The organism is Arthrobacter sp. DualSoilB13 (assembly GCF_055389195.1).
The window spans coordinates 1077184-1099794 of sequence record NZ_AP035865.1 but is presented as its reverse complement, the minus strand read 5'-3'; the positions used below and the strand labels follow the sequence as shown (position 1 = coordinate 1099794).

Below are 22611 nucleotides of genomic sequence, written 5' to 3'. Positions count from 1 at the left end.
CTCCATGCTTCAAATCAAGTTGGCTGAACAGCGTAAAGTTGACCCCACCGAGGATCCCCTTGGACGCTCAACGGTCGGAGCGACGCCTGGCATGTCCGAGCGAGAGGCTTGGGAAGCCGGGCGCGGATGCTGGGTCATGAAGGCCAGTCGTGCTATCGACGAAGACGAAGTACGCATTGTGAATCCGTCAGGCACCATCCTCGCCGTTGCCAAAATCCGAGGACTCATCAAGCACGGAAACCGCCTCGAAGTTGTCGGGGATCTCCTAACTGGCGATCCCCGGGTGGGGACGACAGTCGAGTTGAACCGGGCACAGAACCCAATTTCGTACGTTTAGCCATCGCCCCTTCAGGACGCTCCGAGCCCCAGCGAGATATAGGAACTCGGGGCGTCCCTACGGACTTCCGGCTCCTGGCCTAGAACACAGACCAAGAATAGGGTAGACCCTCCTCGGGAGAGCCCCAACTACGCTGTGGTCATAGCGAAAACTACGGGTTGGCGGCACCTCTGTTGAATACAAAGAAGCTTCAAGTCCGGTAATGACAGAGCTTCTACTTTCGACGGCGAATGTGACCGTCCGCGCCCTCCCCTGCACCAACCCCACCGCCCCCAACACCAACACCGCCCCCACAATCTGCCACCCCGACAACGACTCCCCCAGGAACACGAACCCCAGCACAGTAGCCACAAGCGGGCTCAGGAATCCCAGGAACGAGACCACCATTGTCGGTAGTCGCTGGATCCCCCGGAACCAGACCGCGTAAGCCGCCAACGCACCGATAACGCTGAGGTACGCAAAACCCGCAAGGTTAGGCAAAGGACCGACCCCGGCAGCCCCTCAACCACCAACGTCACGGGCAGCAGCATCACGCCACCCATCGCTAACTGCAGGCCGGTAAACCCAAGCAGCCCCACGCCGTCGGGCCTTCCCCAGCGTTTGGTGAGCACCATCCCAACCGCCATGCTCAGCGCACCGGCCACCCGGCGAGCACGCCCACAAAAGTCAGCGACGCGTCGGATCGCAGGACGAGCAAGCCGACACCCGCCGCACCCACCGCGCAGGCAACCACGTGCGTAAAGCGGATCTTCTACCCAGCAACAGCACTCCAAGGAAGAGCACGAACAGGGGCTGAATGGACATGACCAGTGCAGCGAGCCCACCCGGCAGTTGGTATGCGGTGAAGAACAGAAGGAAGCCGAACAGCCCAATGTATGACCAACCGCGTGGACCGACTCGTCAACCGCGGGCTGGTTCATCGCGAGACCAACCCGGACAACCGCAGGCAACTACTGATCAGCCTCACCCCTGAGGGACTAGCCCTGGTGGATGAGGTGGTGGAGCACCACGTAGAGAACCAACACAAGATGCTCGAAGGACTGTCCAAGACCGAGCGGACACAGCTCGCCAACCTTTTGCGCAAGTTCCTTCTGACAAACAACGACGGTGCCCCCCTCCTAAGCGGGCCCATGCAAGGATGAGGCGTGGACACTTCCTCTGAGCAGCTGGCGATCGCCATCGGGAAAGCGCTGGGCGGTGGGCAACCAAGCGCCTATAACGGCACAGCTTTCTGCCAAGGCCACAACCATCAGAAGAGCTACTCCGTCTCGGTGCACCCGAGGGCCTTCATGTGGTCTGCCAAGGAGTTGCCGGACGGACGCTCCCGAACCTTCAACCCCCGAAAACTCATCATCCAGACCGACGGCGTAGATGATCCCTACACTCTCTCCATTGAACGCATCCCGTTTTCCTTTCCTGAAGCAGTCCAGCTCTCCTTCCCTCTTTCCCTGCCCATCTGGGGCCGAGACCTGGACGACTATCACCCGGTCGCTTCCGAAGTACACGGCCCGGACACAACACTCCTGCTGAGGAACAGCGTGGACCCCACGATCTTTGGGTCCTTCACCTTTGACACGGCCAGTGGGATCGCGAGAACGATGTTCACGCCGACGACGGCACTGAAACTGGAGCGCGAGCTCCCTCCGGAGAACGGAAAGTACGACTTCGGTTTCGTGGCTGGCCAAGGGGACCCCGACTTGCAAAATCGCCCTCGCCCCAACGAAAACACCCATTGACAAAGAGATGGCCCGCAGACGTCACTCCACAGGCCATCATCAATCAGGCTCGCGAGGCTCCGGGCTGGACTCCTTACGCTTGCCCCGCCGCAACACATAAACGCCGTAGCAACCGAACCCCAGCATGAGAACCGCGGCACCGGCACGCCACCACACGAACGGCTGCCACAACGCGAAATTGACGGCCAGAAGAACAAACGCCACAACCTGAAATGGATGCGGAATTTTGCTCACTGCTCCTCCTGCCATTGAAGAAACGTCTTGCTGATGCGATTCCGAATCATGACTGCCCCTAGCGAAGAACCATCTTGCTTTGACTCGCACAGTCTGCGCCACGAATCTGGGACTAGGTGCCGAAAACCGCCAAACTAGGTGCCGCTTGAACAGAAATAGGTGCCAAAAACCCTAAAAATGAGTGGCCGCCAGCCTCATCTAGGTGCCGCCCCGTCCTCGACAGCTTCCCAGAAGAACCTCTGAGGGCGAACGCACCCGGGCGCCTGAAGCAAAGCCGTTCTACCTCGTCAGAAACACCGGCTGGCCCGGCTTCCTCGCTCTTATCGATCAAGTCTTGGTCAGCGTCAGCTAAGAAGTCGGCACCAAAGTCACCCTCCGCCGTCGTGATTCCGGTGAGAGCACGACGACGGCTGGCCGGCTGGCGTACAAAATCTCGGCTGCGTGGAGGGATGCCGGATTTGGCCACGCGTCCGCATCGGAGTACCTAGTCGGTTGTGGGGAGCACTCATTTTTGGTGTTTTCAGCACCTAGTAGTGCCCGAAACAGCACCTAGATGGGCCGGGACTGCCCCGGCTTTTGTTGACTCGGGGTCTTAGGCCGCTGTGAGCGCGGCCCGGTTGATTGTTTCATATTCGATGGGCGTGAGTTTGCCCAGCCGTCTCTGCCGACGCCGGCGGTGGTAGGTCCGTTCGATCCAGGTCGTGACGGCCAGCCGGAGGTCCTGCCTGGTGAGCCACCGCTGACGGTCCAGGACGTTCTTCTGCAGCAGCGAGAAGAACGATTCCATCGCGGCGTTGTCCGCGCACGCACCAACCCGGCCCATCGATCCTGTCAGGCCATGGTGCCGGAGCGATTCGACGAACCGGCGGGACCGGAACTGGGACCCACGATCCGAATGCACTACGGTACCTGCAGGGTTGCGTGCCAGCACCGCGTTCTCCAGTGCCGCCACGGCAAGCGAGGACTTCATCCGCGAATCCATCGAATACCCGACGATCCTGCCGGAATAGACGTCCTTCACCGCGCAGAGGTAGAGCTTGCCCTCGGCCGTGGGATGTTCGGTGATGTCCGTCAGCCACAGCTCGTTGGCAACCGCGGCGGTAAAGTCCCGCTCAACCAGATCGTCATGAACCGGTGGCCCGGGTCTGCGGTTCAGGCCACGCTTCTTCGAGAACACCGACCAGATACCGTGGTCACTGCACAGGCGCTGGACCCTGTTCTCGCCCGCCGCGATGCCCTTCTCCGGAAGTTCGTCGGCGATAAAACGGTACCCGAATGCCGGGTCGTCGGCGTGAATGTCCAAGGCGGCGTTGACCAGGTGCGCATCCAACCAGTCCCGTTCTGTCACCGGGCTGGTCTTCCACCGGTAATAGCCTTGCTTGCTGAAGCCCAACACCCTGCAGGTCACCGCCACTGGAACACCGTCGGCGGCAAGATCCGTGACCAGCGGGTAGATCTGTAATGGTCAGGTGCCGGCCGGAGGCTGGCTGGCAGGCTGGTCCCGGAGGACGGCGTGTGACTCAGGGTAAATCCGACCCGCGTATGCGGTGTCTTGAAAATGACGCGTCCGCTCCGTTCCCCGGGCACCGGTCTGCCCCGCCACGGATGACCTGATCAGAAGACTGTCCACCCCTGGGGTGTGACCCGTTACAGATGCGTCTCCGAAGCAACCCAGGCAGGCCCTGCCACCTGTCCGGTTCAACAGAAGAGGAGAACGCACCATGGCGACCATCGCCGAAGAATTCGATTTCGTCGTCGGAGTCGACACCCACGCCCGCACCCACACATTCACAGCCGTTCACTGCGCAACCGGTGCAGTGGTCGACACCGCGGTCTTCCCGGCTACCTCCGCGGGAATGGACCGAGCTATCACCTGGATCCGGCGCCGCACCGGCGGGGAGAGGGTCTTCGCAGCGGTCGAGGGCACGTCCTCCTACGGTGCCCGGCTCACACAAGCACTGCTGGCCGCCAGTATCGAGGTTGGCGAAGTCAGGCCACCTAACCGGTCATCGCGGGCCCTCACCGGCAAATCGGATCCGATCGACGCCGAAGCCGCCGCACGCTCTGTCCTCGGCCGCCCAAAAGACCAAGTGACAGAACCGCGTGCTGCAGGCACCCGCACCGCAATCAGGATTCTGCTGGCCTCCCGATCCCTGCTCGATCACCAACGCACCGCGAACCGCAACGCCCTCACCGCCCTTCTCCGCGGCACCGACCTCGGAATCGACGCCCGGTCATCCCTGCGGGACACCCAGATCACCGCCATCGCAGCCTGGCGGACCTCAAACAGCACCGAACCCGTGATCCGAATCGCGCGCGCTGAAGCCAAACGCCTGGCCCTAGCCGTCAAAGACCTCACCATCCAGCTCACCGAAAACCACAAGGCTCTGGCCCAGCTCACCGAAGAACTGGCTCCAGGACTCCAAACCACACCCGGAGTCGGTCCTGTAACAGGAGCGATCATCATTTGCGCCTACTCCCACCACGGCCGCATCCGTTCAGAAGCAGCCTTCGCCGCCCTCGGAGGAGTCGCGCCACGCCCTGCCTCCTCCGGCAACACCACCAGACATCGGCTCAACCGCTCCGGAGACCGCCAACTCAACCGGGCCTTCGACGTCATCGTCCGCACCCGCATGAGCTTCGACACCGAAACCAAGAACTACGTGACCCGCAGCCGGGCAACAGGGAAATCAAACCGCGAAATCCGCCGGAACCTCAAACGCTACGTCTGCCGCTCCATCTTCCGCCAACTCCAAACCACCATGGCTTGACAGAACCCATAGAAGAGTCATTTTGGGTTGATGTCCCTGGCCAGATAGGCAGCCGCCCGGCGCAGAATCTCACTCTCCTGCTCCAACAAGCGGTTTCGCTTCTTCAGCTCCCGCATCTCCGCAGACTCATCTGCCGCCGGCCGGCCGCCGGAATCTTTACGTTCAGCGATGGTAATCCAGCGCTTCAACGTCGTGACCGACACAAAATCCTTGGCAATCTGCGCCAGCGGCGCCTCGCCCTTGCGGGCCACATCAATAACATCCTGACGGAACTCCGCCCCATAAGCCGTGGGCATGGTCAACATCCTTCCACGAGCACAAGCTCGCTAGATCAAGGAGTCAACAAAACCGGGGGCAGTCCCCATTGCGACGAGGGTTTTGTCGACTTTGGACTGTTTGGAGGGTCTGGATAGCCGACCCATGGTGTGGCTCCACGTTAACTATTCAGACGAGCGAATGGGCCGCGACAATCGGCTCCCGCGAACCCACCGGGAAATGGCACTCAGCGTGGAGGACGGCGCTCGTAAAGATGACGTGGGGACCTTCCACCCGAACTGGGGCTACTACATCTCCATACTCGGATTCCTCGCTGGAAGTGATCGACGAGTGTGCCCCTTCGAAGTCTCCACGGCGGACGGTGACCAAGATGAGCGATCAAGCGACTCCTTCAACCTCAACTTTCTCGAAGCGGCGGTCCCCGGACGCGGCGCCCTCGTTGACTGCGCTGCCTCCCTCATTGATCTATGGGAGCCCACTCGGGGCGGGATTTTTAGCTCCGCAATAACCAAGAAAAACCGAGACCAGCCCATCTGGTACCCACCAGTTGGCGTTGTCACCTATTTCGCTAACGACAGCGGCTACGTCCTCTCAGAAGACCCACTCGTCGAACTGCGCCAGCTACAGAACGGCACCCTGGCGGTCCTCAAGGACTGGACCTTGGAGGCTGTACAGAGATACGAAGCCGCATTCAGAGCCGACAATAATGGCATCCCGAATGACCGTTCTGCGAGTTAAGTTCCCAGTTCAAGCTGTTGACTGGAAGAACCGGCGCCGTTCTGTCCTGACCGAGGACCCGACTTTACGATCGAGCTCCACCGTGATCGACCCTTCGCGAGATGAGCACAAGCAGCCGGAGTGGCTTAGGCAGAAACTCCACGAGGGCAGCTCGAACTGAGCTGGCCGAAGGACCTAGCCGCCCGCGATCTCCCGCAGCGTCTGCAAGTGCGCCGCCCACACGTCTCGTCCGCTACCCGTCAGGCTGGCCGACGTCCTGGGAAACTTCCCGGCGAAGCTCTTTTTGATCTTCACAAACTCGGCCTTCTCCAAAATCGAGAGCTGCTTGCTCAACACCGAATCGCTGACCTGTATGGCGTCCCTCAGGTCCTTGAAGTCCAACGACTCAGCCTTCGCGAGCGCAGCCATGATGGAGAACCGGACCGGTGAGTGGACGAGCTCGTTGAGCTTGTGACGCGGGTGTTCCGCCGGGGCGCTCATGCGCGCAGCTCACGGAAGGCAGCAGCAAGGCCAATGGCTGCCAGGGCAATGGCCGCGGGGATGTAGAACCAGAGGTTGCCGTCCCGGAAGAAGTAGGCGCCAACCACGAGCGCCACGACGTACAGCGCGAAGTACCCCAGAAGAGACGTCAGGAACCGTTTGGTGAAGCCGACCTTGGTGGACCGTTGGAACATTGGCCAGATGCTCGCGGTAATTGCGCCCCAGGCTCCCACAGAACAGGCCAACAATGCCGCGCCGTAGCCGCCGACCAGAACGATGTGCATCCCGATCATCAGCAGCGAACCCATAATCGCGAGGCTGGTGAACATTACAGCCACCGGCCAAGCTGCCGCGTTGATGGAGGAGGCGCCCAGCGAATCAGCCTTAGCAAGGAGTTCGCGTGCTTCAGCTGCTGACATGTTGCCGGTGGTCTCGTTCATGGTGTCCCCCAAGTTTGTGCGGATCGATACCCCCACCCTAAGAAAGTACTTTCCAAGTTGTCAAGTACTTTCCCACGGCAGTCGAGTTACCAACAACCCCGCCAACCCCGGTAAATTTAAACCCAAGAGTTTGACCCTCGGTGAGCAACACCACTCGCGCGCCTCACGAAAGCAGGATCATATGACCGTCTCTCCCCTCATCTGGGGCATCACCATCGTCGTCATTTTGGCGCTCTTGGCCTTTGACTACTTCTTCCACATCCGGAAAGCCCACGTCCCATCGCTGAAGGAAGCGGCCATCTGGTCCTCCATCTATGTGGGACTCGCGATAGTTTTCGGCATCCTTGTCCTGATTTTCGGCGGCGGCCAAATGGGGTCCGAATACTTCGCCGGTTACATCACGGAGAAGGCCCTCTCGGTAGATAACCTGTTCGTTTTCCTCATCATCATGGCAAGCTTCAGGGTGCCGCGGGAGGATCAGCAGAAGGTCCTGCTCTTCGGCATCGTGTTCTCCCTGATCGCCCGCACCGGTTTCATTTTCCTTGGTGCCGCGCTGATCAACTCGTTCGCCTGGGTGTTCTACATCTTCGGCCTCATCCTCCTGCTGACGGCAGGCAACCTGCTCAAGCCCGGCGACCACGGGGACGGTCAAGCCAACAACTTCATCATCCGGCTCGCCAAGAAGCTCTTCCACACTACGGATAAGTACGACGGCGACAAGCTCTTCACCGTGGTCAACGGCAAGAAAGCCCTGACTCCCATGCTGCTGGTAATGGTGGCCATCGGCGGCACGGACATCCTCTTCGCCCTGGACTCCATCCCGGCAATTTTCGGCCTCACGCAGAACGTCTTCATCGTCTTCACCGCCACCGCGTTCTCACTGATGGGCTTGCGCCAGCTCTACTTCCTGATCGACGGCCTGCTGGATCGCCTCATCTACCTCTCCTACGGCTTGGCCGCAATCCTCGCGTTCATCGGCGTGAAACTGATCCTGCACGCCCTGCACGAGAACAACCTGCCGTTCATCAACGATGGCGAGCACGTCAACGTCATTGAAATCACCACGGGCCTCTCGCTCAGCGTCATCATCGGCGTCCTGATCATCACCGTGGTGCTCTCACTGATCAGCCCAGCGGGCAAGGCCCAGACGGCCATCAACAACGCCCGCCGTCACGCCGTCGATTATCTGGACCTGGACTACACCGCCGATGCCAACGAGCGTGAGCGCATTTACCGCGCTTTGACCGCCGAGGAAGCGCAGATTGTGCAGATGCCGCTGAAGTACCGGAACAAGGCCAAGGACGTGGAGACCATCCGCGAGCAGGTGAAGGAAGCACACCGCCAGCACGAGGAATTCCTCAACCGATAGGACCCGCCAAAGCCCTAGAGTCAGGCGCCCAGGAGCACGCTGATCTGATCCCGGATCTCGTCGCCAACCTGGGCGTCTGTCATGTCAATAGTCGCTGAGGACGCCATGCTGACGAACATGATGGCGGAGACGATCCGAGCCAGTTTCGCCGGGTCGCGGGCCAACAACTGACCGTCGCGGCCCAGCACTCCGGCAATGGCCTCTTCCGTACGCATCGTGAGGGACAACGCCTCTGCATGGTGAGGTTCGGCAGGGTCACCGAAGACGATCTCCCGCAGGTAGGTTCGGCCGTTTTCGATCTGAACACGGTTGCACTCAATGATGGGCCGGATGATGGCCATCACCGCGTCCAGCACCGTGATTTCAGCGGCGGCCGCTTCGACTCCCGCGTCCAGCGCTTGGGCGTACTTGGCGTTGTGCACCAACAAAAGCAGCTCCGCCTTCGTCTTGGCATACAGGAACAAGGTTCCCGATCCGACGTCGGCCTTTTCCGCCACCTGCTGGGTGGTGACCTCATCCACTCCGTACTGGGTGAAAAGTTCACGTGCGGCCGCGGTGATGCGGTCAAGCTTTTCCTGCTTATTCCGCTCACGTCGGCCAAGTGTCTGGGGCGCAGGCTGCATTTAGCTACCGTATCAGCGGGCCGATGCATCAGCGGGCCGTCCGTATCAACGGCCCAGGAACTCGAGCGCTACCGGGACGAGCCTGTCATGGAACTGGAAGATGCCACCGTGCCCGGAGTCCGGGTAAATGACCAACTCGCTGCCCGGAATCCGGCGGTGCATGTCGCTGGAAAGCACCGAGGGCACCATGCGGTCGTTATCGCCGTTGGCGATGAGCGTCGGTTGGGTGATAACACCCAGATCGGCCGACGGCGACAGTCCCCACCGCCTGATGGCTTTCAGTTGCGTCTGGAACGCCTTGAGCGAGATGGGTGCCTCGCGGTTGGTGGTCCGTTGGTTGAGCCGATTCATGAATGCCCTCGCAGCGGGTTTTCCGGCGGCATTCCGGTTGAAGAACAGGAACTCCTTGGGGTCCTGCCGGGTGAGGGCGCCCCGAACTACGTCAAAGTACGTGGTTCCCATGATCTTCTGGATGCCCTCACCACCGGCAGGTCCCGTGCCAGCCAGGACGAGCTTGCGGACAAGGCCGGGGTGTTTGACCACCAGCGACTGGGCGATCATGCCGCCGAGCGAGAATCCAAAGAGATCCACTGCCGGATAGCCGAGGGCCTGAATAAAGGCGGCAGCATCATCCGCCATGGCTTCGATGCTGTCCGGAACAGACCCCGTGGTTGCACCGACTCCGCGGTTGCTAAAGGTGATCACGTGGTGTTTCTCAGCAATGGGGTCGATGATGCTCGGATCCCAGTTGTCCATGGTCCCGGCGAGGTGAATCAGGAAAACTACCGGAACCCCACCTTTAGGCCCCATTTCGCGGTATGCGTAGCTGACGCCGTTGGCTGTCAGCGTCTTCGCGGGTACCTGTAAATACGACTGCTGTTCACTGCTCATGATGTTCGTCCTGTCGGTATGGAGTGGTTAGAGATGGCTGACAACGGTCTTACCGCGGACGCCGCCGTTGTCGAGGGCCGCAAGTACATCGGCCGTCTGGTCGAAAGGCACCACACGTCCCACTACTGGCTTGATGTCACCGGCGTCGATGAGTGCTGCGATTTCCCTCAACTGGCCACCACTAGCGCGCATGAAGAGGAACTCGTACGTGACTCCCAGGCGGCGGGCTTTGCGCCGGATCCCAGAGCTGAGCAGGGTCATCAACCCCAGCAGAACCGGGTTTCCGCCCAGCTGTCGGGCGAAACCGGCATCCGGCGGCCCGGCGATACCAATGGCCTTGCCGCCCTTCTTCAGGACTTTCAGGGACCGCTCCAGGTTTTCGCCGCCGAGGCTATCCAGGACGAGGTCATAGTCACTGAGAATTTCCGTGAAATCCTCAGTCCGGTAGTCGATCACCACGTCCGCGCCAAGGTCCCGGACGAAGTCCTTGTTTCCGGCGCTGACAGTAGTGGCCACCGTCGCCCCGAGATACGTGGCCAGCTGGATGGCAATGGACCCCACTCCCCCGGCTCCAGCATGGATGAGTACCTTCTGCCCGGGGCCAACATTGCCCCGCTGCACCAGCGCTTGCCAGGCAGTCAACGCCACCAATGGAAGCGAGCCGGCCTCTTCCATGCTGATGGTGGCCGGTTTGATGGCAAGGTCTTCCTCGGCAACGGCGACCCGTTCCGCAAACGTGCCAATGCTGTCATTTCCGGGGCGTGCAAACACCTCGTCGCCGGGCTTGAAGGACCGCACCTTCGATCCGATCTTGAGGACCACACCGGCAACGTCGTGGCCCAGTATCTGCGGCAGTTTGTACGGGAGGATCTGCTTGAACTCCCCCTGCCTGATCTTCTCGTCCAGTTGGTTCAGGCCTGCCGCGTGAACCTCCACCAGAACATCGTGGTCTCCGAGCACGGGTTCGGGGACGTCCTGCTGCTGAAGGGGTTCCTTGTACTGGCTGAGGACGAAGGCTTTCATGGGGGTTCTCCTGGACTCCGATACTGACTTAACTCAATTATGAGTGCACTCAGTAAATTTAGCAAGAGTTCTCCGCTGGATAATGGTCGGATGGGACAGCGGAGCGATGACGGCGTGAACGAACCATGGCGGACCAGCACACGGCTGCCACTCATCCTGGACGCCCTCCTGGGATCCGAAGAAGAGCCAGCCGTGCGCCAGTTGATCGATGCCTTCGGCGGGCCCGCGGCAAGGGTCAAGGACCAGCTGGTGGGCGAACCCGCGTACCGATCGCGACGGCTGCAGTTCGCCTCGGGCGGCCAAATGATCATGCACGACGGCGTCACGGTGGCGGTCGTGCTGCACGCTGCACCTACTGGTTTTGCACCTGGCGGGTTTCACCTGCCCTCATGGATCCCCGGCCTGGATAAGGACGCTACCCTCAGCGACCTCAAGGGAGCCCTCGATGCTCCCCGCGCTCCCGGAGGTATGGGCTTCGTACTGGACGGTGCCTACGTGGAACCCCGCTTCAAGAACAACCGCGGCTGGAACGAGCCCGGCAATCTTCTCAGCCTTAGTTTCAGGGCGGAGGCTCCGCAGCATGCCTGCCGCCCCGAGGATGACGATTGTCCAACATGCAGCGATCTCTTGGTTCGCGGAGCCCACACCGGCGGGATGGACGTGGAACAAACCATCGCTGCACTCTCCTCAGCCGCAGCGGCGGGCCTGATCACTGAAAGCCCCAGCTGGGTCCCGCTCGCAGACCTCCAACAACTCCATGCGTCACAACTGATGGAACGGGTGGAGAGCCAGCTTAGCTGTTCGGCGTGCCTGCGCATCATCTGCCTGACGCTCTACCGCGAATCATCCCCGACGTTTGAATACACGGTGCTCAACGAAGCCCGGCAACGGCCACTCGAAGCGATTCCGCCGGTTGAGCAGTGGGGAGACCACCTGAGGATAGCCAAGGATCGCGATGCCATGCATTACGTGGACCACCAGCCGGGCTCATGGTTCCTGGTTGAACAGCAAGGATCTCTTTTTCTCGAAGCGAGGTACTGCATCAATACGATGGTGGACTCAACGGCCCTGCTTCGCCTGGACCAGACCGAAACCGATGCCTATAGGACCGGTGGCCACAACTACGTCTCCGACCTCGCCAAGCGAATCGATAAGAGCGGCCCCCACACTGAGGAATCTCCCTATTTTCGGAGAGACCTCTACCGCGGGCCTGACCGCGCCATGTTGTCCAAGAGCGTCGCGGCGGCCATTGTGAACCACACCTGGGCTGCGGAGCAGCGGCGCCGGAGCTGACGATACCGGGCCTTGTGGCGACCAGGGCCACGCCTCCCCTAGGCCGCGGGCTTCCGCCACATCACAGCCAGCACCAGCACCACAGCACTGAGCCCCAGCATCACCAGGACCATGATCCCCCAGTTGGCCTGATTCACGCCGGGGCCATAGAGCACGCCGATCAGGACAGTGGCGGTGATGGCCCCGAGGTAGCGGCATGTCTGGAAAATACCGGCCGCCACTCCCCTCTCTTCGGGCCGGGCCGAAACGTACAGGCCTTGGTTTGAGGCCGTACTCACCACGCCGTACGGAACACCCATCAACGCGGTGAGCACGAACACCAGTGGCGCCCACAAGCTCAGGGTCAGGAACCCAAGCGTGCCTGCCGCAATGATCAGGATTAACACCCCGGTGATCAGAACGGGTCGCACGCCGAACCGCTCAATGAACCGCACGGTCAGTGGCGTCACCACAACCGACAACGCCGCAAGGGGCAGCATCAGCAGGCCCACCACACCGGCGTCGTAATTCCCTGCCTCCTGCAGCAACTGCGGAAGGCCGAAGAACGCAAAGTAGTAGACGCCGCTGAACACCACAAACAGCAAGTACACCAACAGCAGCGGACGGTTCCGGCCCAGCAGGCGGAGGTCCAGGAACGGAGGCTGGAATCGCAGCTCACGCCAGGCGAACAGCGCTCCGATCACCGTGGCCGCACCCAGTAGATACCAGCGGTAGCCGGGCAGCACGTTGAGCAGCGCCATCATGGCGAGCATGAGGGATACCACGAAGGCGAGGATGCCGGGGATGTCGGAATCGCGGATCAGCTGGCCGAGTTTGCCGGTCTCGCGCCCGGCATCTGCGGGCGCGGTCTGGCGGACAACAATCAACGCCAACAAAGCAATGGGAACGTTGATCGCGAACAGCGCCTGCCACCCGACTAGACTCACCAGCAACCCGCCCACGACGGGTCCGACGGCAGCGGCCGAAGTGTTGGCCATCTGGATCCGGCCGAGCGGCCGCGTGGACGGCAAGTTGGCCAGCCGGCTGAGCTCGGTGACCATCACGACGGCGGACGGGTACGCCGTCGCGGTCCCTACAGCCATGAGCGCGCGGGCCACGCATACCAGCGCGAAGTTGGGCAGGAACGGCGCGATCGCACACGTCACCGCCACCAACGCCATACCGAACATAAACAGGCGCCGCGGGCCGAAGCGGTCAGCGAGCCGGCCCATCAGCGGTTGGCCGGCCGCGGACGCGAGATAGAACGAGGTGATCACCCAGGTGACGGTGGCGACGTCGAGCGCGAAATGCTCCCGCAAGACCACCAACGCTACGGCGATCATGGACGAGTTCAACGGGTTCAGCGCCGTCCCGAGGCTCAGCGCAGCAATCGCAAGGCCGGGGCGTGGTTTGTTGGCGGTCACCCGTCCAAGTCTGCTCCATGGTTGCCTCGGGTCACGAACCCGGGTGACCACACCGGGTCACAGAGCGGACGCCTCCGCCCAAACTCTGACCAACCATCCATGCCGGGTAGGGGCCAGGGGCTTAACCGAAGTTGCTCCGCCGCAGAGCATTCAGGCGGGCGTTGTACTCAGTATCGTCGATCTCACCGCGGGCAAACCTTTCCGCGAGAAGCTCCTCCGCTCCGCCCGTACGGTGCGGCCCGCCAGCGTACCTCCGGCTGCCGGCACCCATGGACCGGGCAAGAAAGACGATCGCTGTGATGATCGCTCCCCAAAACAGTATGAAACTCACAGCCATGAGTGCGTATCCCCAGACGCCCATGTTTCCGTCCCAATACATCATGGCTACTCCTTCAGACCAGCGGGCACGTCCGTGCTCCCGGCCTCCACTATCCCCCCGCAAGGAGCGGCGCGTCAGAGTCTTAAGTCCCCCGACGGCGGCAAACGTCGGAGGCGGCTACTCCTCGAAGTGCGTGGTGATCTTCCCGGACGAGACGGCAGAAATGATGGACTTGGCCAGGTGGCGCAGCTTGATGTTGCGGTTGCTGGACGCCGTGCGGAGGATGGTGAAGGCCTCCTCCTGGCTGCAGTGGTTCTGCGCCATGATGGCCCCCACAGCAAGGTCGATCACAGTGCGGGTCTGCATTGCTGCGGCAAGATCATTCCGGGCGTCGCTGAGCTGCGCGATCTTCAGGGCCAGGCGCAACGACTTGGAGGCGTGGGAGGCGAACTCCTCGGCACTCTCTACGTCGTCATCGCTGAACGCGTCCGGCTGCTCGGAGTAGAGGTTCAACGCTGCACGTGTATCGCCTTCAACCAGAAGGGGGACACTCAGGACGGATCGCAGGCCTTGGTGCGAAGCAGCCTGCACGTACTCGGGCCAACGATGTTCCTGGAGAAGATCCGGCACCATCACGGGGGTGAGCTGATCCATGGCAGTGAGGCAGGGACCATCAAAATCGTTTTGGAGTTCGTCCATTGCTCTGGCGCGATCATCACTGCTGGCAGTGGTGGCCGACTTCTTACGACGCAATACGGTGATGCCACAGAAGACGGGTTCCGGGCGCGAGAGGCTTTCGGCGGAGAAAGCCGCGAGCTCGCCGAGAAAAGCCTCGACGTCTTCGCTGCCCAGGACGAGATCCAAGAAAAAACCGTTCTTGAGAGCTTCCTGCTCGGGGCGGGGGTTGACCATGCACGTTCCTACTGACTGAAATGCGTCCCCAGCAGACAGCAAAGGAGCGAAAATTGCCGCCCTCTGCAAAACGGTCTGGCAATACCTTATCGCCCAACGATCACCGGTACAAAGTGCTGCGCGGAACGGCTTGACCTGCGGATACGCGACTCCGAATATGCCATTTTGTCAACTAAGGCAAGGGTTTCACGCGTCCCCAAAAGTAAGTAGGCTTACTAAAAGGATCTGAGATCCGTCATAAGGACTATGCATACAGAGGAGTCATCAGATGGGCGTTGAAGACAGCATCCGTAAGGCCACCGAAAACGCTATGGAAGACCTGGCCGGGACCTCCAAGCCGGTGAATGATCAGCAGGTTCCAGCGCCCGGCGAGAAGGACGACGATATCCAGGTCCACTCCTCCATAAGCGAGGGCTCAAACGCCATCGACGAAGATCACTCCCCCAGCACCAGGGCAAAGGGCCGCCACCGTGCGGATGGAGAACCCGACGGCGGAACCACCTCACCGAGGCCGGGAACCGACGGCGACACTCAGGGCCGCAAACCGCACGATGGCACTGCTGTCGGCTCAAGTGACGCAGCGGGACCGGCCGGCCTGCCCAGTGGAGACCCCGATGACCTGCGCGCAGATCCCTCGGAAAGCGGGGGCGACCCCTCAACGAGCATGGGCCGTGGCTAGGAAGACTCACCAGCTTGTACCGTCACGACCCACTTTGATTCTTGAAGGGCCAAAATTCAGCCGAAAATGGTTGTTTTTGGGACTTCTTGGGCCGAAAGTAGGTGAGGACGGTACATCTCAAGGGCAGATAGGCTTCGGGAATGCTCCCCAACTCGACCGCCCGGCTGCGCTTCCGGGAGATGACTCTCGCCGATCTCGATCTGATGAGTTCCATGCTGGGTGATCCCGAGGTCATGACGTACTACCCGGCGCCTAAGTCGCGGGGTGAATCAGCAGCCTGGATCAAGTGGAACCAGGACAACTACGCTCGCCACGGATACGGGTTGTGGATCGTAGAAACGCGCGACGGCGAGTTCGTCGGCGACTGCGGGCTGACGTGGCAATATGTCAACGGGCGGGCTGAACTTGAGGTGGGTTACCACGTTCGTCGGGACGTGCAGGGGCGCGGATATGCTTCGGAGGCAGCATTGGCGTCCCGGGACTTCGCACGCGATGTCCTGGGGGTCCCCCTCCTTGTTGCGATCATTCACCCGGGCAACGTGGCTTCACGGAGGGTTGCTGAGCGGATGGGAATGCAGCAGCTCGAGGACGACATGGGTGGATCCTTGGTGCGGACCGTGATGGGCATCGAACTGAGGTAGCCGCGGGCTAGTCAGGTGTGCCGCTACCACTGACCTTGGCTGCTAGGAGGCCTAGGATCAGCCAAAACTGGTTGTTTTGCGGGCTTTCCGGGTTCAAAGAAGGTGGTGAAGCGCCAGCCACGGGCTGTGAAGCGCACTGGAGTGCTACCAGCTGAGGTCGGCGGCTCCGAGCGAGACGAAGCGTGGCGAGGTACGGTCCGGAGAATCAACCAGTTCCCTTAGTTCGCGAGCCGCCTGCCGTGGATCTTTTGAAGCATCAGCCTGCCCCATCCCGGTGGCCATTTTCCCTGGGTGAACCGCCCAGCACCTCACCCGGCCTGCGAGGTCCTGAGCGAGGGAGATAGTCAACATGTTTTGTGCGGACTTGGAGATTTTGTATGCGTAGCTCGTGGAGAGATCCGAATAGTCGCCACGCGCTTGCACCGTCAAAGAGCCCAAGCGGGACGTGACATTGATGATCACCGGATCCGGCGCAGCCAACAATTGAGGCAAGAGTGCCTGCACCAGGCGCAGGGGTCCAGCGACATTAACGTCGACGGCGTTCATGACGCCCTCCGCAGCAATTTCGCCCAGCCAGGCGTGCGGAGCTCCCTGGGCTGCATTGTTAATGATCAGATCGACGGGGCGCCCATCTACGGCTGACATCAGCGCGGTCGATGGCTCGTTCCGGACGTCGTGTGTGGCCACAGTGACGTTCGCCCGATCAGTCGATGCTGTGGGTGAACGTGTGAGGGCAACTACCGCCCAACCGGCCTCGGAAAATTCGTCTACTAACGACCTTCCGAGTCCACGGCCGGCACCCGTAATGACTGCCAGCCTTCCGTTGGGAATCATGCGAATCGGACGTCCGTATCCGGGTCCTTCCGGCTGTCCAGCATGCTGATGATCTTGCTCTCGAGTGCGGCAACGGTTGCCTCCGGCAGGACGATCAAGCCATCAAGTTCCTTCCGGGCCCGCTTATAGGCCGTTTGACGTTCGGCGGGAGTGGCGGCTGTGTCCTCTGCGATGCGCAGGAGCTTCCTCGCAGTCGCCAGTCGTTGGCGCTCCGGGCCGGTGAAGTTGCCGTCCTTGATGCGCCTGGCTTCCCGTTCGGCAACATCAAAAGCGAGTTCGTAGCTGTGGACAGCCGCCCGATACTCAGCCAGCCTGGCCGGCGTCGAAATTTCTTCAGGTGTGGCGGGACGTAAGCTGTCGGCCTCTTTCTTGGCCCGCAGGAACGCGACCGTGAGCGGTTCGCGGACGTCCGTCATGAGCGGGAAATCGATGAGGTTACCCACGTCCAGCTCGTACTCGAGCCACCTGTGGTTCACGGAATCGTGCGCAGCAATGAGCGAGACTACCTCTGCCTGGTTGGCTTCCTCGTGCACCGCCAGCTGGTTCTGCAGCTTCAACAACTCCACCTTGCGCCGGTGCCGCTCTTCGCTGGCTTTGGACCACGACCTCGCCCAGCCACCAGCCATCCCGCCAATAGGGAAAATGAGCCACCAGTAACTGCCAAGGAAGTCGAAGAGGGGTTCCACTGCTCCATCCTCCCACCGGCGCGGACCGGGTCTCAACAAGACTGGCCAAGTCGGGCAACCATATCCCGTTAGGCTTCCCTCATGGACCAGCGACTACATTTCCTCACGTTCGCCACCAAGGATCTGGACGCCGCGCGCGCCTTCTATAAGGAAGGGCTTGGCTGGGATCCGGCCATGGACGTTCCCGGCGAGATCTTGTTCTTCCAGATTGCGCCGGGGCTGATGCTCGGCCTGTTCGACGCCGAAAAGTTCGATCAGGACCTCGGTGCCACTGCTCCTACACAGGGAGTCAGCGGTGTGACGCTCTCACACAACGTAGGCAGCTCGGCGGAGGTCGCCAGTACCATCGACGCCTTGGTCGCGGCCGGGGCCACTGTGCTGAAACCCGCCCAGGCCGGCGCGTTTGGCGGTATTTTCCACGGACACGTCAAGGACCCCAACGGCATCGTCTGGGAGATCGCGCACAATCCCGGCTGGCGCATTAACGACGACGGCACGGTGGTTTTCGGATGAGCGCACTCCCGCCGACGGTCGCCGACGACGTCATCAACCACAGCGGCCGGGTACAATTCGACACGTTTTTGGACGAGCACCGCAGAGCTCTGAGCGCCAGTTTGGATGGACTCACGGAAGAACAAGCACGACGCCGGCTGGTTCCGTCGCGGACCACGCTGCTGGGCTTGGTGAAGCACGCTACTTTCGTGGAGAAGGTGTGGTTCGACGAAGCCGTCACGCGAAGGTCCCGCGCAGAGATTGGTATCCCGGCGTCACCAGACGAATCGTTCATCCTGGACAGCAACGACACCATCGCCAGCATTCAGACGGCTTATCTGGAAGCTTGCGCGGCCTCCCGGCGCGCGGTTGCGGAGCTGAGCCTTGATGATCTCCTGCTGGGAAACCGCCGTGGCCCTCTGCCCCTCCGTTGGGTGTACCTCCACATGCTGCGGGAACTGGCGCAGCACTGCGGGCACGCGGAGATCCTGCGTGAACAAATCCTTGATGCAGACCGGCCCTGGAAAACGTGAGCACCGTGATCGCCCAGGGCGCGGTTGTGCGCTCCAACCTGTAGCACCGTGATCGCCCAGGTCGCGGGAAGGGTGCGTGATCGCCGGAGAGGGACGGCGAACTCGCAGCATTCCCGCGATTTCGCTGCGTGCGCGGCAGCACTTCCGGGACAGCTGAGAAGTGCGGATGCTATTCACCTAGCAACAGCCATTCGACTGCAAACCGACAGCTTGGTCGCCTACGATCACGGATTACTTCTGGCCGCCACCGAATCAGGGATAACCACCGCATCGCCCGGGGCTTAGCAGCGGCTCAAGCGCTAATCGATAATCCGGAAGTCGTCTAACGCCCCGGTGGCCTCGGAAACCTGGAAGTCAACGTCCGCCACCTGGCCCGGAACGCGCGACGAGTGAAGCCAGTCCGTGAAGTCGCTGACGTTCCCGACTTCCCCTTCGGCCACAAGCTCCACGGAACCGTCCGTGCTGTTGCGCACCGTCCCCTTCAAATCCAGCTCATCAGCTTTCCGGGCTGTCCAGTAGCGGAATCCCACCCCTTGGACCACGCCGGTGATACGGGCTGTCAGGCGAACGGTTTCGTCAGTCATGGAACCACCTTAAGCAGACCCGCCCTCGTCCGTCCCACTCCCCGTCGAACGGAGAGGCGAGCGAACAAGGGCGGGTTTCGTGCCTCGAACGAACTAGCCGATCACGATGTCCCGCGTGGCGTGGCTGTACGTGATGGTGACGGGGCCGCCGTCGTGGTTCAACTCGTGGTTCGCGCCGTCCCGGGCACCGAACGCACCATAATTCTCGTCCCACGAACGGTTCAGCGCGATCTTGTAGGTGTAGAAACCGGCAGGCAGTTCAGCCGTCAACGTCCACACTTGGACGATGGGATTGAACTCCATCTGGGCTTCGTCGTACTGCGGTGCCCAATCCTCGGGTGCTCCAAGGATCTTGTTGAAGTCGCCCGCGATCGCCACGGCGTCCGGCTGCGGCAGGGTCTCGACGGCGGAGGCCGCCTTCGTCTTGGCCGTCACCTTACGGGGGGACTTCTTCGCGGCGGGTTCAGCCGCCGCGGAGGAAGCCTTGGCTGTTGCAGCTTTGGCCCTCGGCGCGGAGACCTTGGCCGCAGCGACCTTCGGCTCAGCTACATCGGCTGCTGCCACTTTAGGCGCAGTGAGCTTCTTCGCAGCGGCCCGCTTGGTCGCCGCCGCCTTCTTGGCCTGGGGCTTCACGGGCGGGGCCGTCGGTACGGCGACGTCGGCAGGAACCGGAGTTCCGGCGTCGAGCGCTGCACCAAATGCCTCGGCATCCGCGAAGGCGACCGTGGCACGCAGACCATCTTCCGGAATGGTCCAGCCGGAACGGCCCTTGACCAACCAACCGGCCTTCACCAGTTTGGCCGAAGCCGACGTCAAGGTCTTGTGTCCGCGGGGGATGCCGCCACTGAGAAGCTCAGCCTCGTGGTCATTGAAAGGTACCCGGACGATCGCCTCGGCCAGCACCTCGCCGGCGTTCAGCGTTGCACCGGACCATACGCTTTCAGCGAGGATGTCCAGTACGGCCTTCAGACGAAGGTTGGTGTTTTCGGCGGTATTCGCGCCCATGCTTCTCCTTCAACGGTGGATACTCCATAGAAGTTTGCCAATGAATTGTTAATTCCCGCGACTGCGGAAGGTAAACACCGTGTGTCGTGACTGAGTGTGACATGCCGGACGCCGCAAGTGATGTGCGGGTCTCGGCTGCTGTGCTTTAGGCCGCCGAGACGGACGCCTTGACCCACTCCGTGACCTCGTCCAGCAGCACCGCTTTCCGGGCGTCGCTGGCGAAGGAGGAGCGGATGGAGTTCGCTGCCAAGGTGGCTTGTTCGGGAACTGAGAACTCCAGTACCTTCACCAGTTGCTCGAAGTTCTCGTCCACGTAACCACCAAAGTAGGCGGGGTCGTCAGAATTCACGCAAACGTTCAGGCCGATCGCCAGCATCTCCGGCAACGGGTGGTCCTCCAACTTATCCACCGCACGGAGACGCACGTTGGAGAGGGGACAAACCGTCAGGGGAACCTGCTCAGCAACGAGCCGCTGCACCACGTCTGTGTCTTCCATGCAGCGGATGCCGTGATCGATCCGTTCCACATGGAGGAGATCCAGCGCTTCGGTGATGTAGGAAGCCGGTCCTTCCTCGCCGGCATGGGCGATTCGTCGCAGCCCTGCCTCGCCGGCGCGCAGGTACAGTCGCTTAAATTTCGACGGCGGGTTGCCCACCTCTGCGGAGTCCAACCCGATGCCGGCGATCGGAGCGTGCATGTCCAGGAGCTGATCCAGCACCTCAAGCGCCGAATCCTCGGACATGTCGCGCAGGAATGCCGCGATGAGGAGGGTGGAGATGCCGAAGTCTTCCTCGGAGGTAGCCAGGGCGTTGGCTACGCCGTTGACGCAGGTTTCCAGCGCCACACCCCGGGAAGTGTGTGCCTGTGGATCCATCATGATTTCCGCGTGACGCACGCCCCCGGCGGCGGCCCGCTTCAGATAAGCACGAGTCATGTCGGTGAAATCCTGCTCGGTCTGCAGGACGGCCATATTGGCGTAGTAGAGGTCCAGGAAAGATTGCAGGTCAGTGAACTGGTACTTTTCCCGGAGTTCCTCAATGTCTTGGTACGGCAGGTCAATGCCGTTTCGTTCGGCTAGGGCAAAGATCAGCTCTGGCTGGAGAGTCCCTTCAATGTGCAGGTGCAGTTCGGCAACCGGGGGCGCCGTGGGTGTAGTTTTCTCGCCAAAAGTTTCCACCTGACAACTCTAGGCCCCAACACCTGCACGTGTCCCGGAGCACTCAACTTGGTTCTCAAGCCCGGCACCCTCAAACTGAAAGGATGCAGACTTTCCTCCCTTTCGCCGATTTCCGTGAGAGTGCCGCGGCGCTCGACACTTCAAGGCTCGGCAAACAGCGCGTCGAAGCCCTCCAGGTTCTCCGCGCGTTGGTGATCCCGGAGTACGGTTGGCAGTCCCACCCCGCCGTGCGCATGTGGATGGGCCACGTCCCGGCGCTCACCATGTACGGCCTGGCCATGGCTGATGAGTGGATTGCGCGTGGGCACCCGGACAACACCCGCACCAACATCACGGAGTTCGCGCCTCAGGCTGCCCACCCGGATTACGCTTCCAGGATCATCATGCCGCCATGGCTTGGACACGAGGACCTGCACCTCAGCCACCGCTCCAAGCTGATCACCAAGGATCCCAAGCACTACTCCCAGCTCTTTCCCGGCACTGAGGAAAAGCTTGAGTATGTGTGGCCGGAACCCAAGCACGAGTTCCACCCGGAAGACCCGGAAGAGGATCGCCTGTTGATCCTGCGCGCCAACGTTGAAGACCTCCGCCCGGAGCAGCTCACCACCGTAGCCATGCCGCCGCATGGCAAAGCACGTGCCGCGGCCCCGGCAGACCCCGACGAGTACCAGTTTGTGTACGCCGAGGAGAAGTCCCGCCGACAAGTGGGTGGACCCAAGAAGCGCCCGGTGGTGCAGAAAGAAAAGAAGCCCACACGCAAGCGACAGGCACAGGAGCAGGCCTTCAACACCCTGCCTGGCAAGACCGAACTCGCTGTGCCTTTTGACGATGGCCAAATCTTCGCTGTTGGTCTGATTCAGGGCCGCCCCATCACTGTTGATGGCCGCTTCGCACGCAACTTCGAGGTCACCAACGTGATCAAGCGCACCGACTTCGACTACCCCGCACTGCTTCAGGATCCCCGGGTCTTCTTCCCGGTCCCGGCGCCTGCGCCTGCGCAGTAGCGGTACTTTTCACCAGCATACGACGGCGGCAGCCGGGTTCTGTATCCACGGAACCTGGCTGCCGCCGTCGTTTGTTTGCTGCATGCGGCGCCCGCTCTGTGAGACGGTAAGGGCACGCACCTAACCGGGGA

The 22611-nt window shown here is 61.4% G+C and carries 27 protein-coding genes and 2 pseudogenes; 12 read left to right on the top strand and 17 right to left on the bottom strand.

The genetic code is table 11. The features are described 5' to 3' along the window. Positions 1 to 4 precede the first annotated feature (4 nt). Positions 5 to 337 (top strand): hypothetical protein, encoded by a 333-nt coding sequence (locus tag ACZ5J0_RS05260; RefSeq protein WP_250821517.1) that lies wholly within the window; start codon positions 5 to 7, stop codon positions 335 to 337. A gap of 57 nt (positions 338 to 394) precedes the next feature. Here the strand turns inward: ACZ5J0_RS05260 and ACZ5J0_RS05255 are convergent, their stop codons facing one another. Continuing rightward, positions 395 to 772 (bottom strand): EamA family transporter, encoded by a 378-nt coding sequence (locus tag ACZ5J0_RS05255; RefSeq protein ID WP_250821533.1) that lies wholly within the window; start codon positions 770 to 772, stop codon positions 395 to 397. Between the two features lie 440 nt (positions 773 to 1212). Here ACZ5J0_RS05255 and ACZ5J0_RS05250 point away from each other — a divergent pair, with 440 nt between their 5' ends. After that, positions 1213 to 1479, top strand: a complete 267-nt coding sequence (locus ACZ5J0_RS05250; protein WP_250821516.1) for a MarR family winged helix-turn-helix transcriptional regulator — start codon at positions 1213 to 1215, stop codon at positions 1477 to 1479. Between the two features lie 3 nt (positions 1480 to 1482). Continuing rightward, the gene (locus tag ACZ5J0_RS05245; RefSeq protein ID WP_464094341.1) at positions 1483 to 2073 is read left to right on the top strand and encodes a hypothetical protein; all 591 of its coding nucleotides are present in this window, start codon (positions 1483 to 1485) and stop codon (positions 2071 to 2073) included. 39 nt (positions 2074 to 2112) lie between these two features. Here the strand turns inward: ACZ5J0_RS05245 and ACZ5J0_RS05240 are convergent, their stop codons facing one another. Together ACZ5J0_RS05240 and ACZ5J0_RS05235 are read right to left on the bottom strand one after the other, a co-directional pair. Further along, a complete protein-coding gene (locus ACZ5J0_RS05240; RefSeq protein ID WP_464094340.1) occupies positions 2113 to 2307 on the bottom strand; it encodes a hypothetical protein in 195 nt (64 codons plus the stop codon). Positions 2308 to 2899: 592 nt separating this feature from the next. Further along, positions 2900 to 3772: pseudogene (locus ACZ5J0_RS05235) on the bottom strand (IS3 family transposase); the annotation flags it as partial. Positions 3773 to 4028: 256 nt separating this feature from the next. On the opposite strand from ACZ5J0_RS05235, the gene ACZ5J0_RS05230 reads away from it, so the two are divergent. Continuing rightward, positions 4029 to 5078: an IS110 family RNA-guided transposase gene (locus tag ACZ5J0_RS05230; protein ID WP_464094339.1), complete on the top strand. Its 1050-nt coding sequence runs from the start codon at positions 4029 to 4031 to the stop codon at positions 5076 to 5078. A 20-nt stretch (positions 5079 to 5098) separates the two neighbouring features. Here ACZ5J0_RS05230 and ACZ5J0_RS05225 read toward each other — a convergent pair. Continuing rightward, positions 5099 to 5374 (bottom strand): annotated as a pseudogene (locus ACZ5J0_RS05225) (transposase); the annotation flags it as partial. 199 nt (positions 5375 to 5573) lie between these two features. Between ACZ5J0_RS05225 and ACZ5J0_RS05220 the strand changes: the two are divergent. Further along, on the top strand, positions 5574 to 6092 hold the full coding sequence (locus ACZ5J0_RS05220) for a hypothetical protein (RefSeq protein ID WP_464094338.1): 519 nt from the start codon (positions 5574 to 5576) through the stop codon (positions 6090 to 6092). Positions 6093 to 6266: 174 nt separating this feature from the next. Here the strand turns inward: ACZ5J0_RS05220 and ACZ5J0_RS05215 are convergent, their stop codons facing one another. After that, positions 6267 to 6572 (bottom strand): winged helix-turn-helix domain-containing protein, encoded by a 306-nt coding sequence (locus ACZ5J0_RS05215; RefSeq protein ID WP_464094337.1) that lies wholly within the window; start codon positions 6570 to 6572, stop codon positions 6267 to 6269. After that, positions 6569 to 7012 (bottom strand): hypothetical protein, encoded by a 444-nt coding sequence (locus ACZ5J0_RS05210; protein WP_464094336.1) that lies wholly within the window; start codon positions 7010 to 7012, stop codon positions 6569 to 6571. The genes ACZ5J0_RS05215 and ACZ5J0_RS05210 overlap by 4 nt, the downstream gene beginning before the upstream one ends. Positions 7013 to 7193: 181 nt before the next feature. Here ACZ5J0_RS05210 and ACZ5J0_RS05205 point away from each other — a divergent pair, with 181 nt between their 5' ends. Further along, entirely contained in the window at positions 7194 to 8381 is a 1188-nt protein-coding gene (locus ACZ5J0_RS05205; RefSeq protein WP_464094335.1) for a TerC family protein, read from the top strand. A gap of 20 nt (positions 8382 to 8401) precedes the next feature. Here the strand turns inward: ACZ5J0_RS05205 and ACZ5J0_RS05200 are convergent, their stop codons facing one another. From ACZ5J0_RS05200 to ACZ5J0_RS05190, 3 genes are read right to left on the bottom strand one after another with little or no spacing between them, the layout of a single operon-like run. Further along, the gene (locus tag ACZ5J0_RS05200) at positions 8402 to 9004 is read right to left on the bottom strand and encodes a TetR/AcrR family transcriptional regulator (RefSeq protein WP_142940000.1); all 603 of its coding nucleotides are present in this window, start codon (positions 9002 to 9004) and stop codon (positions 8402 to 8404) included. 45 nt (positions 9005 to 9049) lie between these two features. After that, positions 9050 to 9895, bottom strand: coding sequence for an alpha/beta fold hydrolase (locus ACZ5J0_RS05195; RefSeq protein ID WP_464094334.1), 846 nt, complete (start codon positions 9893 to 9895; stop codon positions 9050 to 9052). A gap of 27 nt (positions 9896 to 9922) precedes the next feature. Continuing rightward, on the bottom strand, positions 9923 to 10918 hold the full coding sequence (locus tag ACZ5J0_RS05190; RefSeq protein ID WP_464094333.1) for an NADP-dependent oxidoreductase: 996 nt from the start codon (positions 10916 to 10918) through the stop codon (positions 9923 to 9925). 90 nt (positions 10919 to 11008) lie between these two features. Here ACZ5J0_RS05190 and ACZ5J0_RS05185 point away from each other — a divergent pair, with 90 nt between their 5' ends. Continuing rightward, positions 11009 to 12211, top strand: a complete 1203-nt coding sequence (locus ACZ5J0_RS05185; protein ID WP_464094332.1) for a hypothetical protein — start codon at positions 11009 to 11011, stop codon at positions 12209 to 12211. Positions 12212 to 12249: 38 nt separating this feature from the next. On the opposite strand, the gene ACZ5J0_RS05180 is transcribed toward ACZ5J0_RS05185, so the two are convergent. The 3 genes from ACZ5J0_RS05180 to ACZ5J0_RS05170 all read right to left on the bottom strand — a co-directional run bounded on the left by ACZ5J0_RS05180 (position 12250) and on the right by ACZ5J0_RS05170 (position 14845). Further along, a complete protein-coding gene (locus ACZ5J0_RS05180) occupies positions 12250 to 13614 on the bottom strand; it encodes an MFS transporter (protein ID WP_464094331.1) in 1365 nt (454 codons plus the stop codon). A gap of 121 nt (positions 13615 to 13735) precedes the next feature. Then, positions 13736 to 13996, bottom strand: coding sequence for an SHOCT domain-containing protein (locus tag ACZ5J0_RS05175; RefSeq protein WP_142940005.1), 261 nt, complete (start codon positions 13994 to 13996; stop codon positions 13736 to 13738). A 114-nt stretch (positions 13997 to 14110) separates the two neighbouring features. Then, positions 14111 to 14845: an ANTAR domain-containing protein gene (locus tag ACZ5J0_RS05170; RefSeq protein ID WP_464094330.1), complete on the bottom strand. Its 735-nt coding sequence runs from the start codon at positions 14843 to 14845 to the stop codon at positions 14111 to 14113. 268 nt (positions 14846 to 15113) lie between these two features. Here ACZ5J0_RS05170 and ACZ5J0_RS05165 point away from each other — a divergent pair, with 268 nt between their 5' ends. Both ACZ5J0_RS05165 and ACZ5J0_RS05160 read left to right on the top strand, forming a co-directional pair. Then, positions 15114 to 15524 (top strand): hypothetical protein, encoded by a 411-nt coding sequence (locus tag ACZ5J0_RS05165; protein ID WP_464094329.1) that lies wholly within the window; start codon positions 15114 to 15116, stop codon positions 15522 to 15524. 140 nt (positions 15525 to 15664) lie between these two features. After that, a complete protein-coding gene (locus ACZ5J0_RS05160; RefSeq protein WP_464094328.1) occupies positions 15665 to 16165 on the top strand; it encodes a GNAT family N-acetyltransferase in 501 nt (166 codons plus the stop codon). Positions 16166 to 16309: 144 nt separating this feature from the next. Here ACZ5J0_RS05160 and ACZ5J0_RS05155 read toward each other — a convergent pair whose 3' ends face one another. Both ACZ5J0_RS05155 and ACZ5J0_RS05150 read right to left on the bottom strand, forming a co-directional pair. After that, positions 16310 to 16999 (bottom strand): SDR family NAD(P)-dependent oxidoreductase, encoded by a 690-nt coding sequence (locus tag ACZ5J0_RS05155; protein ID WP_464094327.1) that lies wholly within the window; start codon positions 16997 to 16999, stop codon positions 16310 to 16312. After that, positions 16996 to 17685: a hypothetical protein gene (locus ACZ5J0_RS05150; protein WP_223942008.1), complete on the bottom strand. Its 690-nt coding sequence runs from the start codon at positions 17683 to 17685 to the stop codon at positions 16996 to 16998. The genes ACZ5J0_RS05155 and ACZ5J0_RS05150 overlap by 4 nt, the downstream gene beginning before the upstream one ends. 81 nt (positions 17686 to 17766) lie before the next feature. On the opposite strand from ACZ5J0_RS05150, the gene ACZ5J0_RS05145 reads away from it, so the two are divergent. Beyond that, on the top strand, positions 17767 to 18198 hold the full coding sequence (locus tag ACZ5J0_RS05145) for a VOC family protein (RefSeq protein WP_464094326.1): 432 nt from the start codon (positions 17767 to 17769) through the stop codon (positions 18196 to 18198). Further along, on the top strand, positions 18195 to 18710 hold the full coding sequence (locus ACZ5J0_RS05140; RefSeq protein ID WP_464094325.1) for a DinB family protein: 516 nt from the start codon (positions 18195 to 18197) through the stop codon (positions 18708 to 18710). Before ACZ5J0_RS05145 ends, ACZ5J0_RS05140 begins: the two co-directional genes overlap by 4 nt. Positions 18711 to 19009: 299 nt before the next feature. Here the strand turns inward: ACZ5J0_RS05140 and ACZ5J0_RS05135 are convergent, their stop codons facing one another. From ACZ5J0_RS05135 to ACZ5J0_RS05125, 3 genes are all read right to left on the bottom strand, one after another. Beyond that, positions 19010 to 19294 (bottom strand): acylphosphatase, encoded by a 285-nt coding sequence (locus tag ACZ5J0_RS05135; RefSeq protein WP_464094324.1) that lies wholly within the window; start codon positions 19292 to 19294, stop codon positions 19010 to 19012. Positions 19295 to 19387: 93 nt separating this feature from the next. Then, positions 19388 to 20299, bottom strand: a complete 912-nt coding sequence (locus ACZ5J0_RS05130; RefSeq protein ID WP_464094323.1) for a pullulanase X25 domain-containing protein — start codon at positions 20297 to 20299, stop codon at positions 19388 to 19390. Positions 20300 to 20444: 145 nt separating this feature from the next. Next, a complete protein-coding gene (locus ACZ5J0_RS05125; protein WP_464094322.1) occupies positions 20445 to 21476 on the bottom strand; it encodes an adenosine deaminase in 1032 nt (343 codons plus the stop codon). Between the two features lie 83 nt (positions 21477 to 21559). Between ACZ5J0_RS05125 and ACZ5J0_RS05120 the strand changes: the two genes are divergently transcribed. Beyond that, positions 21560 to 22480, top strand: coding sequence for an MSMEG_6728 family protein (locus tag ACZ5J0_RS05120; protein WP_223942002.1), 921 nt, complete (start codon positions 21560 to 21562; stop codon positions 22478 to 22480). Positions 22481 to 22611: the final 131 nt, after the last annotated feature.